Origin of the sequence: Streptomyces gamaensis, assembly GCF_042656465.1 — a bacterium.
Taxonomy (GTDB): Bacteria; Actinomycetota; Actinomycetes; order Streptomycetales; family Streptomycetaceae; genus Streptomyces; species Streptomyces gamaensis.
The window spans coordinates 1-15046 of the sequence record NZ_JBHSPB010000018.1 but is presented as its reverse complement, the minus strand read 5'-3'; the positions used below and the strand labels follow the sequence as shown (position 1 = coordinate 15046).

The 15046-nt window shown below is 72.1% G+C and carries 16 protein-coding genes and 2 pseudogenes; 9 read left to right on the top strand and 9 right to left on the bottom strand.

Translation table 11 applies throughout. The features are described from left to right. Positions 1-41: 41 nt before the first annotated feature. The 6 genes from ACFP1Z_RS25335 (at position 42) to ACFP1Z_RS25310 (ending at position 4648) form a co-directional block, all read left to right on the top strand. The gene (locus ACFP1Z_RS25335; RefSeq protein WP_390319747.1) at positions 42-779 is read left to right on the top strand and encodes an SDR family NAD(P)-dependent oxidoreductase; all 738 of its coding nucleotides are present in this window, start codon (positions 42-44) and stop codon (positions 777-779) included. Continuing rightward, positions 779-1168 carry a SchA/CurD-like domain-containing protein gene (locus tag ACFP1Z_RS25330; RefSeq protein ID WP_390319746.1) on the top strand — a complete coding sequence of 130 codons (390 nt, stop codon included), beginning with the start codon at positions 779-781 and terminating at the stop codon, positions 1166-1168. The genes ACFP1Z_RS25335 and ACFP1Z_RS25330 overlap by 1 nt, the downstream gene beginning before the upstream one ends. Next, entirely contained in the window at positions 1165-2046 is an 882-nt protein-coding gene (locus tag ACFP1Z_RS25325; protein WP_390319744.1) for an NAD(P)-dependent oxidoreductase, read from the top strand. The genes ACFP1Z_RS25330 and ACFP1Z_RS25325 overlap by 4 nt, the downstream gene beginning before the upstream one ends. Before the next feature lie 244 nt (positions 2047-2290). After that, positions 2291-3325 carry a methyltransferase gene (locus ACFP1Z_RS25320; RefSeq protein ID WP_390319743.1) on the top strand — a complete coding sequence of 345 codons (1035 nt, stop codon included), beginning with the start codon at positions 2291-2293 and terminating at the stop codon, positions 3323-3325. 13 nt (positions 3326-3338) lie between these two features. After that, positions 3339-4196, top strand: a complete 858-nt coding sequence (locus ACFP1Z_RS25315) for an LLM class flavin-dependent oxidoreductase (RefSeq protein WP_390319742.1) — start codon at positions 3339-3341, stop codon at positions 4194-4196. Continuing rightward, complete coding sequence (locus ACFP1Z_RS25310; RefSeq protein ID WP_390319741.1) at positions 4193-4648, top strand: anthrone oxygenase family protein; 456 nt, start codon at positions 4193-4195, stop codon at positions 4646-4648. The genes ACFP1Z_RS25315 and ACFP1Z_RS25310 overlap by 4 nt, the downstream gene beginning before the upstream one ends. Before the next feature lie 102 nt (positions 4649-4750). Here ACFP1Z_RS25310 and ACFP1Z_RS25305 read toward each other — a convergent pair whose 3' ends face one another. Together ACFP1Z_RS25305 and ACFP1Z_RS25300 are read right to left on the bottom strand one after the other, a co-directional pair. Continuing rightward, positions 4751-5767: a methyltransferase gene (locus ACFP1Z_RS25305; RefSeq protein WP_390319739.1), complete on the bottom strand. Its 1017-nt coding sequence runs from the start codon at positions 5765-5767 to the stop codon at positions 4751-4753. Further along, positions 5764-7446: an FAD-dependent monooxygenase gene (locus tag ACFP1Z_RS25300; RefSeq protein ID WP_390319737.1), complete on the bottom strand. Its 1683-nt coding sequence runs from the start codon at positions 7444-7446 to the stop codon at positions 5764-5766. Before ACFP1Z_RS25300 ends, ACFP1Z_RS25305 begins: the two co-directional genes overlap by 4 nt. A 209-nt stretch (positions 7447-7655) precedes the next feature. On the opposite strand from ACFP1Z_RS25300, the gene ACFP1Z_RS25295 reads away from it, so the two are divergent. The 3 genes from ACFP1Z_RS25295 to ACFP1Z_RS25285 are packed head-to-tail and all read left to right on the top strand — an operon-like array spanning position 7656 to position 11004. Beyond that, positions 7656-8699, top strand: a complete 1044-nt coding sequence (locus ACFP1Z_RS25295) for a methyltransferase (protein ID WP_390319735.1) — start codon at positions 7656-7658, stop codon at positions 8697-8699. Positions 8700-8720: 21 nt separating this feature from the next. Beyond that, a complete protein-coding gene (locus ACFP1Z_RS25290; RefSeq protein WP_390319733.1) occupies positions 8721-9911 on the top strand; it encodes a cytochrome P450 in 1191 nt (396 codons plus the stop codon). Positions 9912-9933: 22 nt separating this feature from the next. Continuing rightward, positions 9934-11004, top strand: a complete 1071-nt coding sequence (locus ACFP1Z_RS25285) for a methyltransferase (RefSeq protein ID WP_390319732.1) — start codon at positions 9934-9936, stop codon at positions 11002-11004. Positions 11005-11087: 83 nt separating this feature from the next. Here the strand turns inward: ACFP1Z_RS25285 and ACFP1Z_RS25280 are convergent. From ACFP1Z_RS25280 to ACFP1Z_RS25250, 7 genes and pseudogenes are all read right to left on the bottom strand, one after another. Then, positions 11088-11372: pseudogene (locus ACFP1Z_RS25280) on the bottom strand (NUDIX domain-containing protein); the annotation flags it as partial. 149 nt (positions 11373-11521) lie between these two features. Next, entirely contained in the window at positions 11522-11746 is a 225-nt protein-coding gene (locus tag ACFP1Z_RS25275) for a hypothetical protein (protein WP_390319730.1), read from the bottom strand. 9 nt (positions 11747-11755) lie between these two features. Further along, positions 11756-11920 carry a hypothetical protein gene (locus ACFP1Z_RS25270; RefSeq protein WP_390319728.1) on the bottom strand — a complete coding sequence of 55 codons (165 nt, stop codon included), beginning with the start codon at positions 11918-11920 and terminating at the stop codon, positions 11756-11758. 26 nt (positions 11921-11946) lie between these two features. Next, on the bottom strand, positions 11947-12501 hold the full coding sequence (locus ACFP1Z_RS25265) for a hypothetical protein (protein WP_390319727.1): 555 nt from the start codon (positions 12499-12501) through the stop codon (positions 11947-11949). A 403-nt stretch (positions 12502-12904) separates the two neighbouring features. Beyond that, the gene (locus ACFP1Z_RS25260; RefSeq protein WP_390319725.1) at positions 12905-13654 is read right to left on the bottom strand and encodes a hypothetical protein; all 750 of its coding nucleotides are present in this window, start codon (positions 13652-13654) and stop codon (positions 12905-12907) included. A 301-nt stretch (positions 13655-13955) separates the two neighbouring features. Continuing rightward, positions 13956-14774: a hypothetical protein gene (locus ACFP1Z_RS25255; protein WP_390319724.1), complete on the bottom strand. Its 819-nt coding sequence runs from the start codon at positions 14772-14774 to the stop codon at positions 13956-13958. Next, a pseudogene (locus tag ACFP1Z_RS25250) lies at positions 14771-15046 on the bottom strand (transcriptional regulator); the annotation flags it as partial. The pseudogene ACFP1Z_RS25250 and the gene ACFP1Z_RS25255, both read right to left, overlap by 4 nt.

Here is a 15046-nt window from a genome sequence, read left to right as displayed (position 1 = left end):
CTGCGCGCCCACCGACCGTGCCCGAGGAGGAACCGGCACCCATGGAGCAGAACCTGTCCGGCAAACGCGTGCTGATCACCGGGGGCACCCGGGGCATCGGCCGCTGCACGGCGCTCGCCTTCGCCCGCGCCGGCGCCCGCGTCATCACCTGCCATCGCAGCCCCGGCGAGGAAGCCGCGGGCCTGGAGAAGGAGTTGACGCAGTACGGTGCAGCGCACCGCGTCGTGCGCTGCGACGTCACCAGCGAGAAGGACGTCACCCGGCTCGCCGCCGGCTGCCGCGAGCTGTACGGCGGGCTCGACGTGCTCGTCAACAACGTCGGCTGCGACGGACCGGTCCCCTTCGGCGACCTCGAACAGCCCGAGTGGCGGCGGATGTTCGACACCAACGTGACCACGGCGTACCTGGTGACACGCGCCGCCCTCCCGCTGCTCGCCGACGGGGCCTCCGTGATCAACGTCGGCTCCTCGGCGGCGCTGCGCGGCCGCGCGGGCGGCGTGCACTACACCGCGTCGAAAGCCGCGCTGATCGGCTTCACCCGGGCCCTGTGCAAGGAACTCGGCCCGCGCGGCATCCGCGTCAACACCGTCTCCCCGGGCCTGACCGAGACCGAGCCGGGCGCCGGGCTCCCCCCTGCGGCGGTCGAGCACATCACCGGCATGACCGCGCTCGGCCGCATCGCACAGCCCGAGGACATCGCCGGCGCGGTGCTGTTCCTCGCCGGGGACACCTCCCGCTACGTCACCGGCACGACCCTCAACGTCGACGGAGGCATCTGATGCCGTACGCGGCCATCACCTACCGGGTCCGGCCCGGACACGAGGACGAGATCGCCGGGATCTTCGCCGGGTTCCGGCGCGTGGACACCCCCGAATTCCGCGGCGAGGACGGCGGGATCGCGGGTCGGCTGCTGGGCACCGCCGTCTTCCTCAAGGACGACGTCCTGGTCCGCGTCATCCACTACGAGGGTGACTACAGCGCCATCGCCCGGCACATGGCAGCACAGAAAGGCGTCCACGTCCTGGAGGAGAAACTCGCGCCCTTCCTTGCCGAACCGCGCGAGACCGCCACCCCTGAGGGCTTCGCCGCTTACTTCCGCAACGCCACGATGCGCCGGATCGCCGAACTCACCGTCGACACCCACCCCGAGGGGGAGCCCGCCGCATGACGAAACAGGTGAGCGTGATCGGCCTCGGCGGCATGGGAGCGGGCATGGCCCGCGCCCTCCTCGCGGCCGGATACGACGTGACTGTCTTCAACCGCACCCGGAAGCGGGCCGACGCCCTCGTCGCGGCGGGCGCGACAGCCGCGCCGTCGGCGGCCGAGGCCGGCGAACGGGCCGACGCCGTCGTCCTCAGCCTCGCCGACGAACCGGCCGTCGACGAGGTCCTGTTCGGGGAACTCGTGTGGCGGCTGCGGCCCGGCACGGTGCTCCTCGACACCACCACCGTCTCGCCGTCCTACGCGCGGGGTACCGCCACCCGGCTCGCGGCCTCCGGCGTCCGCCGCCTGGAGACCTGCGTCCTGGGCAACCCCGACATGGCCGCCGCCGGGAAGCTGCGCCTGTTCGTCTCCGGCGAGCAGGCCGCGTACGACGACGCCCACGACGTGCTGGCCGCCCTCGGACAGGAAGTGCGCCACCTGGGGGCGGCGGGCCGCGCCAGCGCCCTCAAACTCTCCCTCAACCTGCTCCTGGGGATCCAGACCGCCGGCCTGGCCGAGGCCACCGCCTTCGCCGAGGCGGCCGGACTCGACCGCGAGCTGATGCTGGAGATCCTCCTCGGCAGCGGCTGGCGCTCCCCGGTACTCGGCTTCCGCGCCGAGTACATGCGACGGCGCGTCTACCGGCCGGCGGCCTTCCGCACCGCCCTGATGCGCAAGGACCTCGAACTAGCCCTGGAACAAGCCGAAGCCCACGGCCTGCCTCTGCCACTGTGCCGACAGGCGGCGGAACGCTACGCGACGGCGGTCGCGGCGGGACGGGCAGACGACGACGCGGCGGTGGTCGCCGACGTCCCCCACGAGGCGGGGGAGGACCACTCGTGACGACACGAGGCGCCCGACAGGGGCGGGCGGCGGTTTGTGCCGTGGCCGCGGCTGCGCCGGGGCTGGGCGCTGATGTCCCGTACGGGACCGGTGCGTTGCACGGCGGCCGTGCCCCGGTCCGTGGCCCGGCCGCCGTGTCCCCGCCGGCGGCGGACCGTCTCCCGGACGCGCCCACAGTCCGGCGGACCCGTGACGGCGCCGCCGTCGCCGCCGACCTCCCCCACGACACCCAGGAGCCGCCCCGATGACCGCACCGCGCGCCGCCACCCCGTCCCCCGGCGACATCGACCGCCTCGGCCTCGGCTTCGCCACCGCGAAGATCCTGCTGACCGCTCTGCGTCTGGGGCTGTTCACCGCGCTCGCCGGCGGGCCCCGTACCCCGCGGAAGCTGCGGGACGAACTCGGCCTGCACGGACGGGGCATCGAGGACTTCCTGCACGCCCTCACCGCCCTCGGCCTGCTGGAGCGCACCCCCGACGGCTACCGCAACGCCCCCGTCGCGCGGGAGCGCCTGGTGCGCGGCCCCGGCTACGCGGGCGGCTTCCTGGAGGGGGCCGACGCCGTGCTCTACCCGGCGTGGGCGGGGCTGGAGCAGGCGCTGCGCACCGGGGCCCCGCAGAACACCGGTGGCATCGAGGACATGCTCGCCGACCCGCACCGGCGCCAGGGCTACCTGGGGATGATGGACGCCCTCAGCGCCCCCCTCGCCCCGTACGTGGCCGCAGCCCTCGACTGGCGGGCGCACACCGTGGTCGCCGACGTCGGCGGCGCACGCGGCAATCTGCTGTCGCTCCTGCTGCGCGAGCACCCGCACCTGCGCGGCATCGTCTTCGACCGCCCGCAGAACGCCCCGGCCTGCGCCGAGCACACCCGCGGGCTCGGCACCGGCGATCGGATCGCCTTCACCGGCGGGGACTTCTTCACCGACGCCCTGCCCGCCTGCGACGCGATGGTCGTCGGGCACGTCCTCGCGGACTTCTCCGAGGACGAGCGGCGGGCCCTGGTGCGTTCCGCGTACAAGGCCCTGGCGCCCGGCGGCGCCCTGCTGGTCTACGACCCGATGCCGGACCCGGCGCACCCGGACCTGTCGGCCGCCGTCGGCAGCCTGCACATGCTGGTGATGTCCCCGGCCGGCGCCGGCTACCCGCCGCACAACTGCGCGCAATGGCTCGCCGAGGCGGGCTTCACCGGCGTGCGTACGCTGCCCGCGGGCCCCGGCAACACCGTCGTCACCGGGCACAAGCCGAAAGCCGCAGCGGCCTCCGGCAACGGCCACTGAACGGGGGCGGGTTGTGGATCTCTCCATAGGGCTGCCGACGACCGTACCCGGCCTCCGCGGCCCGGACCTGCTGGAGTTCGCCCGCCGCGCCGACCGGGCCGGCTTCACGAGCCTGTGCGCGGTCGACCGGCTCGTCCACGACGGATACGAACCCCTCACCGCACTGACCGCTGCCGCCGCCGTCACCGAGCGGATCCGCCTCGCCAGCACCGTGCTGCTCGCCGCCTGCCGGGGCAGCACCGCCCAGCTCGCCAAGCAGCTCGCCACCCTCGACCGGCTCAGCGGCGGCAGGCTCACGGTGGGGCTGGCCGTCGGCGACCGGGAGGACGACTTCACGGCGGCCGGACTGCCGTTCGCCGGACGCGGCCGCCGCATGGACACGCTCGTCACGCAACTGCGCGCGGTGTGGGCGGGGCAGGGACCGGTGCCCGGCATCGGACCGGCGCCCGTCCAACAGGGCGGCCCGCCCCTGCTGTTCGGCGGGCACTCCCCGGCCGCCCTGCGCCGGGCCGCCCGCCACGGCTCCGGCTGGATCTCCGGCGGCGGCTCGGGCACCGCCTTCCGGGAACTGGCCGCCCGGGCCCGTACGGCCTGGGCCGAGGCGGGCCGTACGGACCGGCCGCGCGTGGTGTGCCTGGGCTACGTCTCGCTCGGCCCGGACGGGCGGCGCACAGCGGAGGACTACCTGCACGCCTACTACGCCGCCTTCCCGGCCAAGGGCCGGGCGGCGGCCGCCCGCGCCGTCACCGGCCGGGCACAACTCGCCGACCTGCTGGCCGAGTACACCGAGGCCGGCTGCGACGAACTCGTCCTGTTCCCGTGCTCGCCCGGCCCCGAGCAGGCCGAGCTGCTCGCGGAGGCCCTGCCGTGAGCGGCCTCGCCGTCCTCGCCGCCGCCGTGGGCGTCACCAGCGGGATGGTGGCGGGGGTGCTGTTCGCGGTGGCGCTGAGCGTGCTGCCCGCGCTGCGGGCCATGCCGCCCGAACGCTACGTGTACGCCCACCAGTTGCTCGGCCGCAACTGGGACCCCGTCATGCCGCTGATCGTCCTCGGCTCCTGCGCCGCCGACACCGCCCTCGCCGCCCTCGACGACGGGCCGGGCCGGCCGCTGTTCACCGCCGGTGCCGTGCTGCTGCTGGCGGTCTCCGTGGTCTCGCACTTCGGCAACGTGCCCATCAACCGCCGGGTGAAGGGCGCCGACCCGGCGGCACTCCCGCCCGACTGGCGGGACCCGCGCCCGCTGTGGCACCGCTGGCACCTGCTGCGCACCGTCCTGGCCGTCGCCGCCGCCATCGTCAACGCCCTGGCGGCCGCCCTGCTGTGAACCTCTTTAAGAAGCACCTCTTGAAGCACCTCTTAAAGAACTTAAAAGGGGCTGTCCGCCCGGGAGTTCCCGGCGGACAGCCCCTCGTGCTGCGCGCGGCGGTCAGCCGGCCTTGCGGGCCGTCACCAGCGTCACGTCCCGGCCGAGGGAAGCATGGCCCACCTCCGCGAAACCGGCGTCCCGCAGCATCGCGGCGAGCGCGTCCACGCGGTAGCTCGTGCCGTGCGGCGTCATCAGCTGGAAGTTCAGACTGCGCACGAGATTGCGCAGACAGCTCTCGTCGCCGGGGACCACCATCGGGTCCCACACCAGGAACGTGCCACCGGGCCGTACCGCCGGGAAGACCCGGGCGATCAGGGCGCGGCGCTGCTTGTCGGTCCAGTCGACCAGACAGTGCCCGATCATCACGGTCTGCGCCTCGGGCAGCGGGTCGGTGAAGAAGTCGGCGCCGTGGAAGCCGATCCGGCCCGCGGTGCCCAGCTCCTTCATCCGGGCGTCGAACTCGGGCCGCAGCGCGGGCAGATCGAGGACGGTCGCCCTCAGCCGCGGGTACGCCGCCACCAGGGCCGCCAGGACGCTGCCCCGGCATCCGCCCAGTTCCAGCACGTCCGTGCACGAGCCCCAGTCGAAGGCCCGCAGCAGGGCCGGGACGAGCGGCCGGCTCGCGTCCTCCGCCATGCCCACGAACGCCGACCGTTTGCCGTCGTCGCCGTACAGCTGCCCGAACATGTCGGTGCCGGAGTACGTACCGGCCTGCGGCGCCCCGGTGCGCAGGGCCTCGGCCAGCCGGCCCCACGCCGGATACATGACCTGGTCGGCCACGCGCAGGAAGCCGCCCAGGTACTCCTGGCCGCCCCGTACGAGCGTCCGCGCCGCCTCCTCGCTGTTGCGGTAGCCGCGCCCGTCGTGGACCAGGACCCCGGCCGCCGCGAGCGCGGCGAGGAAGTCCCCGGTGCCGCGCGGGTGCAGGCCCAGCCGCGCGCGGACCGTCTCCTCGTCGGCGGGCCCCTCGGCCAGCAGCTCGAACAGGCCCAGCTCCAGTCCGGCCAGGAGGAGTTTGGCCCGCTGGAAGGCCATCGCCGTCTCCAGCAGGGAGCCCGGCCCCGGCCGCGCGCTCACCGCGCGACCCCGGCCGGCGCGCTGTGCCCGGCGGCCCGGGCCAGGGCCGCACCCACGGCCGCCTCCGGGTCGGCCACGGCCCCCGGCTCCCGCCAGGCCACGAACGCGTCCGGGCGGACGAGCACCGCCCCGTCCTCGCCGACCCCGTACGCCTCCGCCCAGTCCCGGTCCACCGGCGCCAACTCCCCTCCGGCGGCCACGACATGGGTACACAGCGGTATGCCGAGGCGCCGTGCCGCGCGGGCGGCGGCCCGCGCCCAGTCGCCGCCGCGCGCCCCGCACAGCAGCACGTAACTGTCCCAGAACAGGTCGATCGTGGAGATCCGCCGGCCGCCGCGGTCGAGCCACACGTGCGGCGCCCTGGTGCCCGGCCGGCCGGTCAGGTCCAGCCGGGGGGAGAGCACGGGCGCGTCCGCGTCCCCGCCGGGGATCGCCGAGGAGCGGTAGCGGTAGCCGAGGGTGATGATGATGTCGTCGACCATCGCGGAGCGGGTGGCGTCGTCGGCGTAGCCGTGCCGGATCCGGTTGCGGATCATGGCCTGTTCGGCCATCGCCTCACCGACCCGGCGCCGCTCGGCGTCATAGGTGTCCAGCAGCTCCGGGCCCGCCCAGCCCCGCAGCACGGCGGCCAGCTTCCACGCCAGGTTGTGCGCGTCGTGGATACCGGTGTTGGCCCCGAACCCGCCGGCCGGCGGGTGGACGTGCGCTGCGTCACCGGCGAGGAACACCCGCCCGGCGCGGAAGCGTTCGGCCACCAGCTGCGCGCCCTGCCACGGCACCTTCCACACGACCTCCACGTCGAGGTCCGGCAGGCCCGAAGCGGTACGGATGATCTCCACGCACCGCTCGTCGGTGAAGTCCTCCGGCTTCTCGCCCCGGTCGGGAAAGTACAGCGGGGTCGCGAGCCAGGGGTCGCAGCCGTGCAGCCGGGACAGACTCATCAGGGTGCCCCGGGCCGCCGTGGCGTAGCACAGGATGAACTTCCGGCCCTTCAGGGCGCCTTCGAGCTGCGGCGCGCGGAAGTAGATGCTCAGCGCGTTGAAGACCGTGCCCCGCCCGTACCGTTCGATGCCCAGGGAACGGCGGACGAAGCTGCTGGCCCCGTCGGCCGCCACCACGTACCGCGCGCGCAGCGTGCTGTCCGTACCGTCCGGTCCGCGCACGACGGCCGTGACCCCGTCGGCGTCCTGGGACAGCCCGAGGAGCCGGGTGCCGAAACGGACCTCGCCGCCCGCCTCACGGGCCTTGGCGACCAGCACCTTCTCGTAGCGGTCCTGCCCGCAGCCCATCACCCGCTCCGGGCTGACCAGCGGCCCGTCCAGCGAGGGCGCCTCCAGGGTGACCGCCTCGTCGATCCGCGCGAAGGTGGACGTACGGATGATGCCGCCCTCGAAGTACGGGTGCGAGTCGTCCTTCTCCAGCGCCCGTACGTCCGCGACGCAGCCCGCCGCGCGGAACAGCTCCATCGTCCGCGCCTGGAGACCCGGCGCCCGGGGCAGCAGCGAGGTGTCCTCGCGCTTCTCGACGAGCACGGCGGGAACGCCGTGACGGCCGAGGAACATCGCGGTGGACAGGCCGACGGGACCACCGCCCACGACCAGCACCGGGACTGTCGCCTGATCCGCCCGATCCGTCCGATCCCTCTGATCCGTTTGATCGGTCCGACCCGCCTGATCCATGCTGTACCTCGCGTCTTCCCTCGCGTCGGTGTGCTGCCGGATGCGCCCGTATCCAAACCCACCGCTCTCGGCGCGCACTTGAGGATCGGCCGACGGGCCGCGCGCCGCCCTCCAACGGCCTTCGAGCCGCCTTCCACAGCCCGCTGTCAGCGTCGGGGCGATGCGGCACGGCGAGAAGGCCGGGCCGCGGTGGGAAGGGAGTGAGGCGGATGACGGGCATCGACGACCGTACGGGGGCAGGCGTGGCCGGCCCGGATGTCTCCACACCGGCCGGCATCCTGCGGCTGGCCAACGCCTTCTGCGACGCGAAAGCCCTGCTGAGCGCCGTGGAACTGGACCTGTTCGGCAGCCTGCGGCGCACCGGCCCCCGCACGCGCGAGCAACTGCGCGCCGACCTCGCGCTGCACGGCCGGGGCCTGGCGGACTGGCTGCAACTCCTGCTCGCCCTCGGCCTGCTGGAGCGCGACGGCGAGCACTACCGCAACGCGCCCGGCGCCGACCGGCACCTCGTGCCCGGCGAGCCCCTGTACGTCGGCGGCTTCCTGCAACGCTCCAACCACAACCTCTACCCCGCGTGGGGCCGGCTCACCGAAGCCCTGCGCACCGGCAAACCGCAGGCCGACGGCGACTTCCACACCATGATCAACGAGCCGAGGCTGCTCGGCCAGTTCGCCGACATGATGGACGCGCTCACCCACGTACTGGGCCCGCAGCTCCTGGCCGCCTGGGACGGCTGGGACGGCTACCGCTCCGTCCTCGACGTCGGCGGCTGCCGCGGCAACATGGCCGCCCAGATCGTCACCGCCCACCCCCGACTCGCCGGGCACGTCTTCGACCTGCCGCAGCTCGCCCCGCTCTTCGACGCGCGCATGGCCGAACTCGGCACGACGGACCGGGTCACCTTCCACGCCGGGGACTTCTTCACCGACCCGCTCCCGCAGGCCGACATCGTCGTCCTCGGCCACGCCCTGCACGACTGGGACGGAGAACGACGCCGTCTGCTCTTGCACAAGGCGTACGACAGTGTGATGCCCGGCGGAGTCCTGCTGGTGTACGACCGCATGCTGGAGACGGACTCCCGTCACGTGGAGAACCTCGTCATCAGCCTCGACATGCTGCTGGTCACCGACGGCGGCAGCGAGTACACGGCCGCCGAACTGCGCGCACACGCCGAGTCGGCCGGCTTCACCGACATCACCCGGCACCCGCTCGGCGACTACGACACCCTCGTGGTGTGCCACCGGCCGAAGTAGCCGGGGGGAGTGACAGCCATCATGCGCGAGTTGGACCTCATGGACGCCCGGGCGTTCGCCGGCGGAGTCCCCCACGACTACTTCCGCGAACTGCGCGCCCGCCCCGGCCTCCACCGGGCGTACGACGCCGACGGCTTCCCCTTCTGGTACCTGGTACGGCACGCCGACGTCGTACGCGCCTCACGGGACAACGACACCTTCCGCTCCGCGCCGAGCACCATGACCTCGGTGCGGCAGGACTCCACCGGGCTGCCCCTGATCTCCTTCCTGGACGCCCCCGAGCACACCCGGCTGCGCCGCCTCGCCTTCAAGGGCTTCACCCCCGCCCGGCTGGCCGCGCTGGAGAAGCCCGTCGCACGTATCGTCCGGCGGATCCTCGACGACGTCGCGGCGGCCGGCGAGTTCGACCTGGCCGAGGACGTGGCCCTGCGGCTGCCGCTGGAGGTACTCGCCGAACTCGTCGGCGTACCCGAGGCCGAACGGCCGCAGGTCATCGAGTGGACCCGCCACACCGTCAACCTCGGCGACCCCGACTACCACCACAGCACCCCCGAACGGGCCTCCGCCGCCTTCGTCCATCTCATGGCGTACTTCGAGGAGTTGGTACTCCGTCGCCGTACCGACCCCGGCGACGACCTGTTCTCCGTCCTGCTCGCGGCCGGCTCCGAGGAGACCGGCAGACTCCAGGCGGAAGAGATCGCCCTGCTGGCCACCACGCTCATGGGCGCGGGCAGCGAGACCACCTACTGCTCCATCACCGGCGGCACCCTCGCCCTGCTGCAACACCCCGAACAGCTCGCCGCGTTGCGCGCCGACCGGGAACTCGTGCCGACCGCCGTCGAGGAGATCGTCCGCTGGGTGACACCCGCCACGCACTTCGCCCGCCAGGTGCACCAGGACACCGAGATCGCCGGGCAGCCGCTCGCCGCCGGCGAACGCGTCGTCCTGTGGTACAGCTCCGCCAACCGCGACGAGGCCGCCTTCACCCACCCCGAACGCTTCGACGTCGCCCGCCGTCCCAACCCGCACGTCTCCTTCGGCGGCGGCGGCCCGCACGTGTGCATCGGACGCGGGCTCGCCGCCCTCGAACTGCGGCTGTTCCTGGCCGCGTTCCTCGACCGGCTGCCCCGGCTGGAGCTCACGGAGGAGCCCGTGCGGACCGCGACCAACTTCATGAACAGCTACCGGCGGATGCGGGTGCGCTTCCGCTGATGCCTTGCATTGGGGAGAGACATTGAGCACCGCCGCACACGAGTCGTCCACATCGGCCGGAATCCTCGACTGGTTCCCCGCCGAACTGCCGCCCGCGCAACGGGTGATCGGCCTGTTCGCCGCCAAGTGGACCATCGGCGCCCTGCGCCCCCTGGTCCAGCTGGGAGTCCCCGACCTGCTGGCCGACGGCCCCGTTACTGCTGCCGACCTAGCCGCCCGCACGGGCGCCGACGCCGACGTACTGCACCGCCTGCTGCGTGCCGTCGCCACCGCCGGCATCCTGCGCGAGGACCCCACGACAGGCGCCTACGCCCTCACCGAGGCCGCCGAGGGACTGCGCGCCGGCGTGGCGGGCGGGATACGGGAGATGTTCCTGTTCGCCAGCGACCCCATGATGTGGCGCCCCTACGAGAACCTCCTGCACACCACCCGCACCGGCGAGCCCTCCTTCGAGCACGCCTTCGGCGAGACCTTCTTCTCCTACCTGCGGCGGCACCCCGACAGCGCGGAACTCTTCGACCGGGCCATGACCCAGAACCGCTACCCCGGAACCGACCGCATCTTCACCGAGTTCGACTTCTCGCGCTTCGCGCGTATTGCCGATGTCGGCGGCGGGCGTGGGCAGTTCCTCGCCGAGGTGCTCGCCCGGCACCCCGGGTGCACGGGGGCTGTGTGTGACCGGCCGGAAGTTGTCGCGGGGGCGGAGGAGGAGTTCGCGGCCCGGGGCGTGTCCGGGCGGGCCACGGCCATCGGCATCGACTTCTTCACGGAGGTGCCGGGCGGTTTCGACGCGTACTTCATCAAACACACGCTGCACAACTGGGGCGACAAGGACGCGGTACGGATCCTGCGGCGAGTGCGGGAGGCGATGGGAGCGGACCGGGACGCCCGGCTGCTGATCGTCGACATGCTGCTGGCCGGGCCGGGCCGCTTCGACCTCGGGAAACTCACGGATGTGGAAATGCTGGCGGTACTCGGGGGGCGGGAGCGGGATCGTTCGGGGTGGAATGCGGTGGCGGGAGCGGCGGGCTTTGTCCCGGCGAATGAGCCGGAGGGGGGTGGGTTGGCGTTGCTGGAGTATCGGGTGGGGTGAGCGTGCGGCTGCGGTCCGGAGGCTGCCGGCCGTGCCCACCCGCCCGCCCGGCGGAGGTGACCGTGGTGACCTCCGCGGTCGCGTCATCGGCTGGCGAGCAGGAGAGCCAGGGGCCCGGCCGGGAGGAGGAACCGGCCGTCTTCGGCGGCGGCGATGGCATCTGCCATGGGCCACCATGACAGTTTGAAGTCTGCCTCGGTCGGGGTGAGTTGCTGGGGTCCGAGCGTCAGGCCGCGAGCTTCGTACAGGTGCACGCGGGCGGTGGACTCCAGGGTGATGGCGTAGGAGCCGAGGAAGCCCCACCGCGTGGCGGTGATCCCGGCTTCCTCCATCAGCTCGCGCCGGGCGCATTCTTCCGGTGTCTCGCCTGTGCCTGATGGGCGGGGGTAGGTGTTCGTACGGCTCGGCCCCACTGGTTGAGCAGCCGGTTCGTGAAGTGGCACGAGAGGCCGGACGCACTGATCGGGGCCACGGCGAGGTGCCGCAGCCCCGATCACATCCCGTTGGGGACGGCCTTTCAGATGTGTGCGACCTGAGCGGAGGTGCGCGCCTCACGGGCCTCCGAACCTCGCTTGGCCGTCATGGCCGTGGCAACGGCGACCGAAGCGAGGAACGGGGTGCTGGAGGCCAGGACGTCGCTGAGAGCGGTCCCGCCGCACAGAGCCACACCCGGCACCGCCAGGGTTGCCACGGCCAGCAGCCAGACGGCTCCCAGAGACTTGCCCACATTACCGTTTCGCATTTTCTCTCCTCACGTCAGCTGTCCGAAGACAACGGCAATGACCAGGGCCAGAACGACCGCGATCAAGACCAAGAAGTACCACTTGGGCAGCTGCTTTTGCGACTTGCTGAGTCGCATTCCGGCCAGCGGTACCAGGATCGCGAGAATTGCGAGAACAGTAATGAGGGCGCGCATGATTTCCGTTCAGATCAGGGGCAGGCTCAGCAAATGTACTGCGAGACCAGGGCAGAGACTCCGGATCCCGCCGAAAGCGCCACCGACAGTGCCTGCGCGGCGTCGGCCGAGATGGCGATGCCGATGACCTCGATGCCGCCGACAGCGGCGGCCGCGGCGAACGCCGCCGCGCCGATGCCGTACACCGCGGCCATGGCGGCGGTGTGGCAGAAGCCGCGCGGCTGGTTCATGCCGCCCTTGCTGGTCGGGGAGACGACGGCCCGCAACGTGGTCTTGCCGCCGGCCTTGCCCAGGCTCAGCGCGTACTCGCCGTTGTCGTAGACGAACTTGCTCTGGCCCTCGGACAGCGAGCCCCGGGCAGCGTTGATGTTGTCGACGATCTTCTGGACCACCGCCGTGTCGACCGGCGTTCCGGTCTCCGCCGCGACCGCGGCGGCCGCCTGGGCGACGGTGGGGGACTGGACCGGCGCAGCTGACGCTGTCGAAGCGGTGACCGTCATGATGGCGCCGGCGGTCACCACCGCAACGCCTGCCATGGACAACCGCTTGAAGATTCTCTCACCGATCGTTGCGGAGCTCATGATTCTCCCGTTGTCGTTGCGAAACCTTGACGGAGCGGCGATGAATGCCGTTCCGAGCGGTGCACGTGGAGATCATGGCATGTCGTAAGGGGCGCTTAAAGTGGATTTTTATACATGGCCAAATGCGGGTCGTTGAATACACAAACGCAGAGTGCGGATGGCAATAGAGTGTGGCGATTGCGGTGTATTGGTTGGTGTGGCCCAAAGGTCTCGTGATCACTCAAATCGACCCTGCGTAATCGTGCGAATGGTCCGACTCGGGCAGCGTGGTTGTTCACCCGACGGCAACATGCTCGTCACGCAACGTCCGCCACGCCAAGATCGCGCCATCTTGCTGTCGGCGTACCGTCAGGTGCCCGCACCCGGGTCAGCGTCGCTCGCGCCAGGTGTTCCAGGCCTCGATTCAGCGCGGCAGCAGGATGTCCGTGAGGTGGGCCGGCTCTGCTTGTCGAGCATCCGGGGTGGCGTCGGATCGGTTTGGGTGAGCGCGCCAGTACTGATCCCAGGCCCGTTGAGCCGCGTGACTCGGCACGTCCATACGGCCGCCGGCGACATCAGGCTGTGGACGCGGTGCTGCGGAGTGCTCTACGGCTTCCGTCATGCGCTGCAGCAGGGTGCTGCGCCCCTGCAGGAACGGATCGAGGTCCTGGACCTGCCCCACCTCGACAGACCCGGGTTCGACTCCTCTGCCGACTGTGACGAGTCGTTGGCTGTCCAGGTCGAGTACGAGCGCCCACAGGGCACCGCGTCGTCCCAGAGCGGCGGTTGCCGACGCGGGGTCACAGTGGATACGTGCCTCGGAGATGTCGACAGGGCCGGAAGCGGCCGGGTGCTGCTCATCGTTGAGAGAGGCGTACCGCTCCTCTTCCAGCTCGACGGCCGCCGTCAAGGCGCTGCGGGGGTCGGCTCGGGCCGACCGGTTGTCCGGTGCGAGGGTGGTGACGGCCACGAACGGCCCTGCAGGGCTGTCCCATTGGCCGTACGCCAGGGTCACCGATGTCCAGCGCCCGCCGACCCGGTGGGCCTCGGCGAGGGCTGCAGGGGTCACGGTCGGCTCACGCAAGCCGTGGACGGGGAAGGGCGGGTGCGCGACCAGGGCTCGTAACGCGGAGTCGGGGTCGTGGCCCGGGTGTTGGCCGCTGGTGTGCCGCATGGGCCGGAGTGTCGCAGCGGGGTGATACCCGGCGGAAGGGTGCGGAGCAACGTCAAGAACGGCGCCGCTCCGCACTGGCCGGGTCAGCCCGGGTTCACAGGTACTGGAAGTCGATGGGACCGGCCGAGCTGCACACGCCGACGGTCGTGACGGCCCAGGACTGAGTGTCGAGGTGAGCTTCCCAGTTTCCGCGCGGCCCGTCTTCGTTCCGGCGAATGAGCCGGAGGCGGGTGGGTTGGCGCTGCTGGAGTATTGGGCGGGGTGCGGTTGGGGGGTGCGGGCTGGTGGGCGACTGCGGTGGTTACAGCCCCGTCTCGGGGATGCCGCGGTGGTCCGTCCATGCCTGAGCCGCTGCCACCATGGCTGTGAGCCACGACGCCTCGGGGTTCCGGTCGGCGAACCGACGGTTCATACGCAGGTTGGCCGCAGCGAAGGCGTCGATCGCTCCCGGGTCCGCGTTCACCCACGCCGTGCACCCGGCGGCCCAGTCCTCGGCGGACCGCGGGCTGTGGCCTGCGGCGATCAGTTGCACAACGAGACGGGCAGGGTCGATGAACCCGGCGCCGCGCGTGGGCCAGGCCCAGTCGACCGCCCAGGCGTCACGGTCTCCGATCAGCAGATTGCCCGGGTTGATATCGGTGTAGAGCAAGGCGTCGCCCCGAAAGAGTGCGGTGTCGGCTTCATTCGCGACGAATCGGTCCCAACGGGTCTCGTCCCAGTCCTGGGCCACCTCGGGCAGCTTCAGGCCGCCGATCCGGTTCAGGAGGCCGACGACCGTGGGGAGGTCGGGAGAGCCCGGGGCGAACTCGGACGGTCGCCCCTCGACGAACTCGAAGCCGAGCACGATCCACTCGTCGCTTTCCGTATGCCACCGCAGGGCTGGGGAAACGGGGCGGACGGCCTCGTTGATCAGCTGTTCCCGGGTGATGGAGTCACGGCGGCCCCCGGGCCGGTTGGGGACCGCCTTGACGAAGAACCGCCCCTTCGCGCACTCGACCAGGGCCGTGACGTCCGAGCTGTGCCCGCCCGGGACGGGGCGGGCGTGGGTCAGGTCTCCTGTGTGCGGGTGGACCAGGGCCCAGAAGTCCGAACGGGAAGGGGGCGCCTCATGTGTGGTCACGTGAGCGCGGCCCGGATGCGGTCGCGGGTCTGAGCCGCAACCGTGGCGGTGGTCGCCGCGAGTTCGCTGTCGAGTTCGCGGAGCCGGTCGGTGACCCGCGTCGAGGTCACCCGCCCGAGCAGGTCGAGCGCTGTGGCGGTGGTGCGGTCGGCTGCTTCGAGCTCACCGGCTTGGACTTGGGCGCGGGCGAGCGCGATGTGGTCGAAGGCGCGGGAGCGGACCCGCTCGACGGGGCGCTGTGCCGTCCCCGTGGTGATCAGCTCGATGGCCCG

Coding starts and splice junctions, on each gene's coding strand:
- ACFP1Z_RS25275 (WP_390319730.1), bottom strand. CDS start 11,746: ATGCGAAACGGTAATGTGGGCAAGTCTCTGGGAGCCGTCTGGCTGCTG.
- ACFP1Z_RS25335 (WP_390319747.1), top strand. CDS start 42: ATGGAGCAGAACCTGTCCGGCAAACGCGTGCTGATCACCGGGGGCACC.
- ACFP1Z_RS25270 (WP_390319728.1), bottom strand. CDS start 11,920: ATGCGCGCCCTCATTACTGTTCTCGCAATTCTCGCGATCCTGGTACCG.
- ACFP1Z_RS25300 (WP_390319737.1), bottom strand. CDS start 7,446: ATGGATCAGGCGGGTCGGACCGATCAAACGGATCAGAGGGATCGGACG.
- ACFP1Z_RS25325 (WP_390319744.1), top strand. CDS start 1,165: ATGACGAAACAGGTGAGCGTGATCGGCCTCGGCGGCATGGGAGCGGGC.
- ACFP1Z_RS25330 (WP_390319746.1), top strand. CDS start 779: ATGCCGTACGCGGCCATCACCTACCGGGTCCGGCCCGGACACGAGGAC.
- ACFP1Z_RS25265 (WP_390319727.1), bottom strand. CDS start 12,501: ATGAGCTCCGCAACGATCGGTGAGAGAATCTTCAAGCGGTTGTCCATG.
- ACFP1Z_RS25320 (WP_390319743.1), top strand. CDS start 2,291: ATGACCGCACCGCGCGCCGCCACCCCGTCCCCCGGCGACATCGACCGC.
- ACFP1Z_RS25295 (WP_390319735.1), top strand. CDS start 7,656: ATGACGGGCATCGACGACCGTACGGGGGCAGGCGTGGCCGGCCCGGAT.
- ACFP1Z_RS25260 (WP_390319725.1), bottom strand. CDS start 13,654: ATGCGGCACACCAGCGGCCAACACCCGGGCCACGACCCCGACTCCGCG.
- ACFP1Z_RS25290 (WP_390319733.1), top strand. CDS start 8,721: ATGCGCGAGTTGGACCTCATGGACGCCCGGGCGTTCGCCGGCGGAGTC.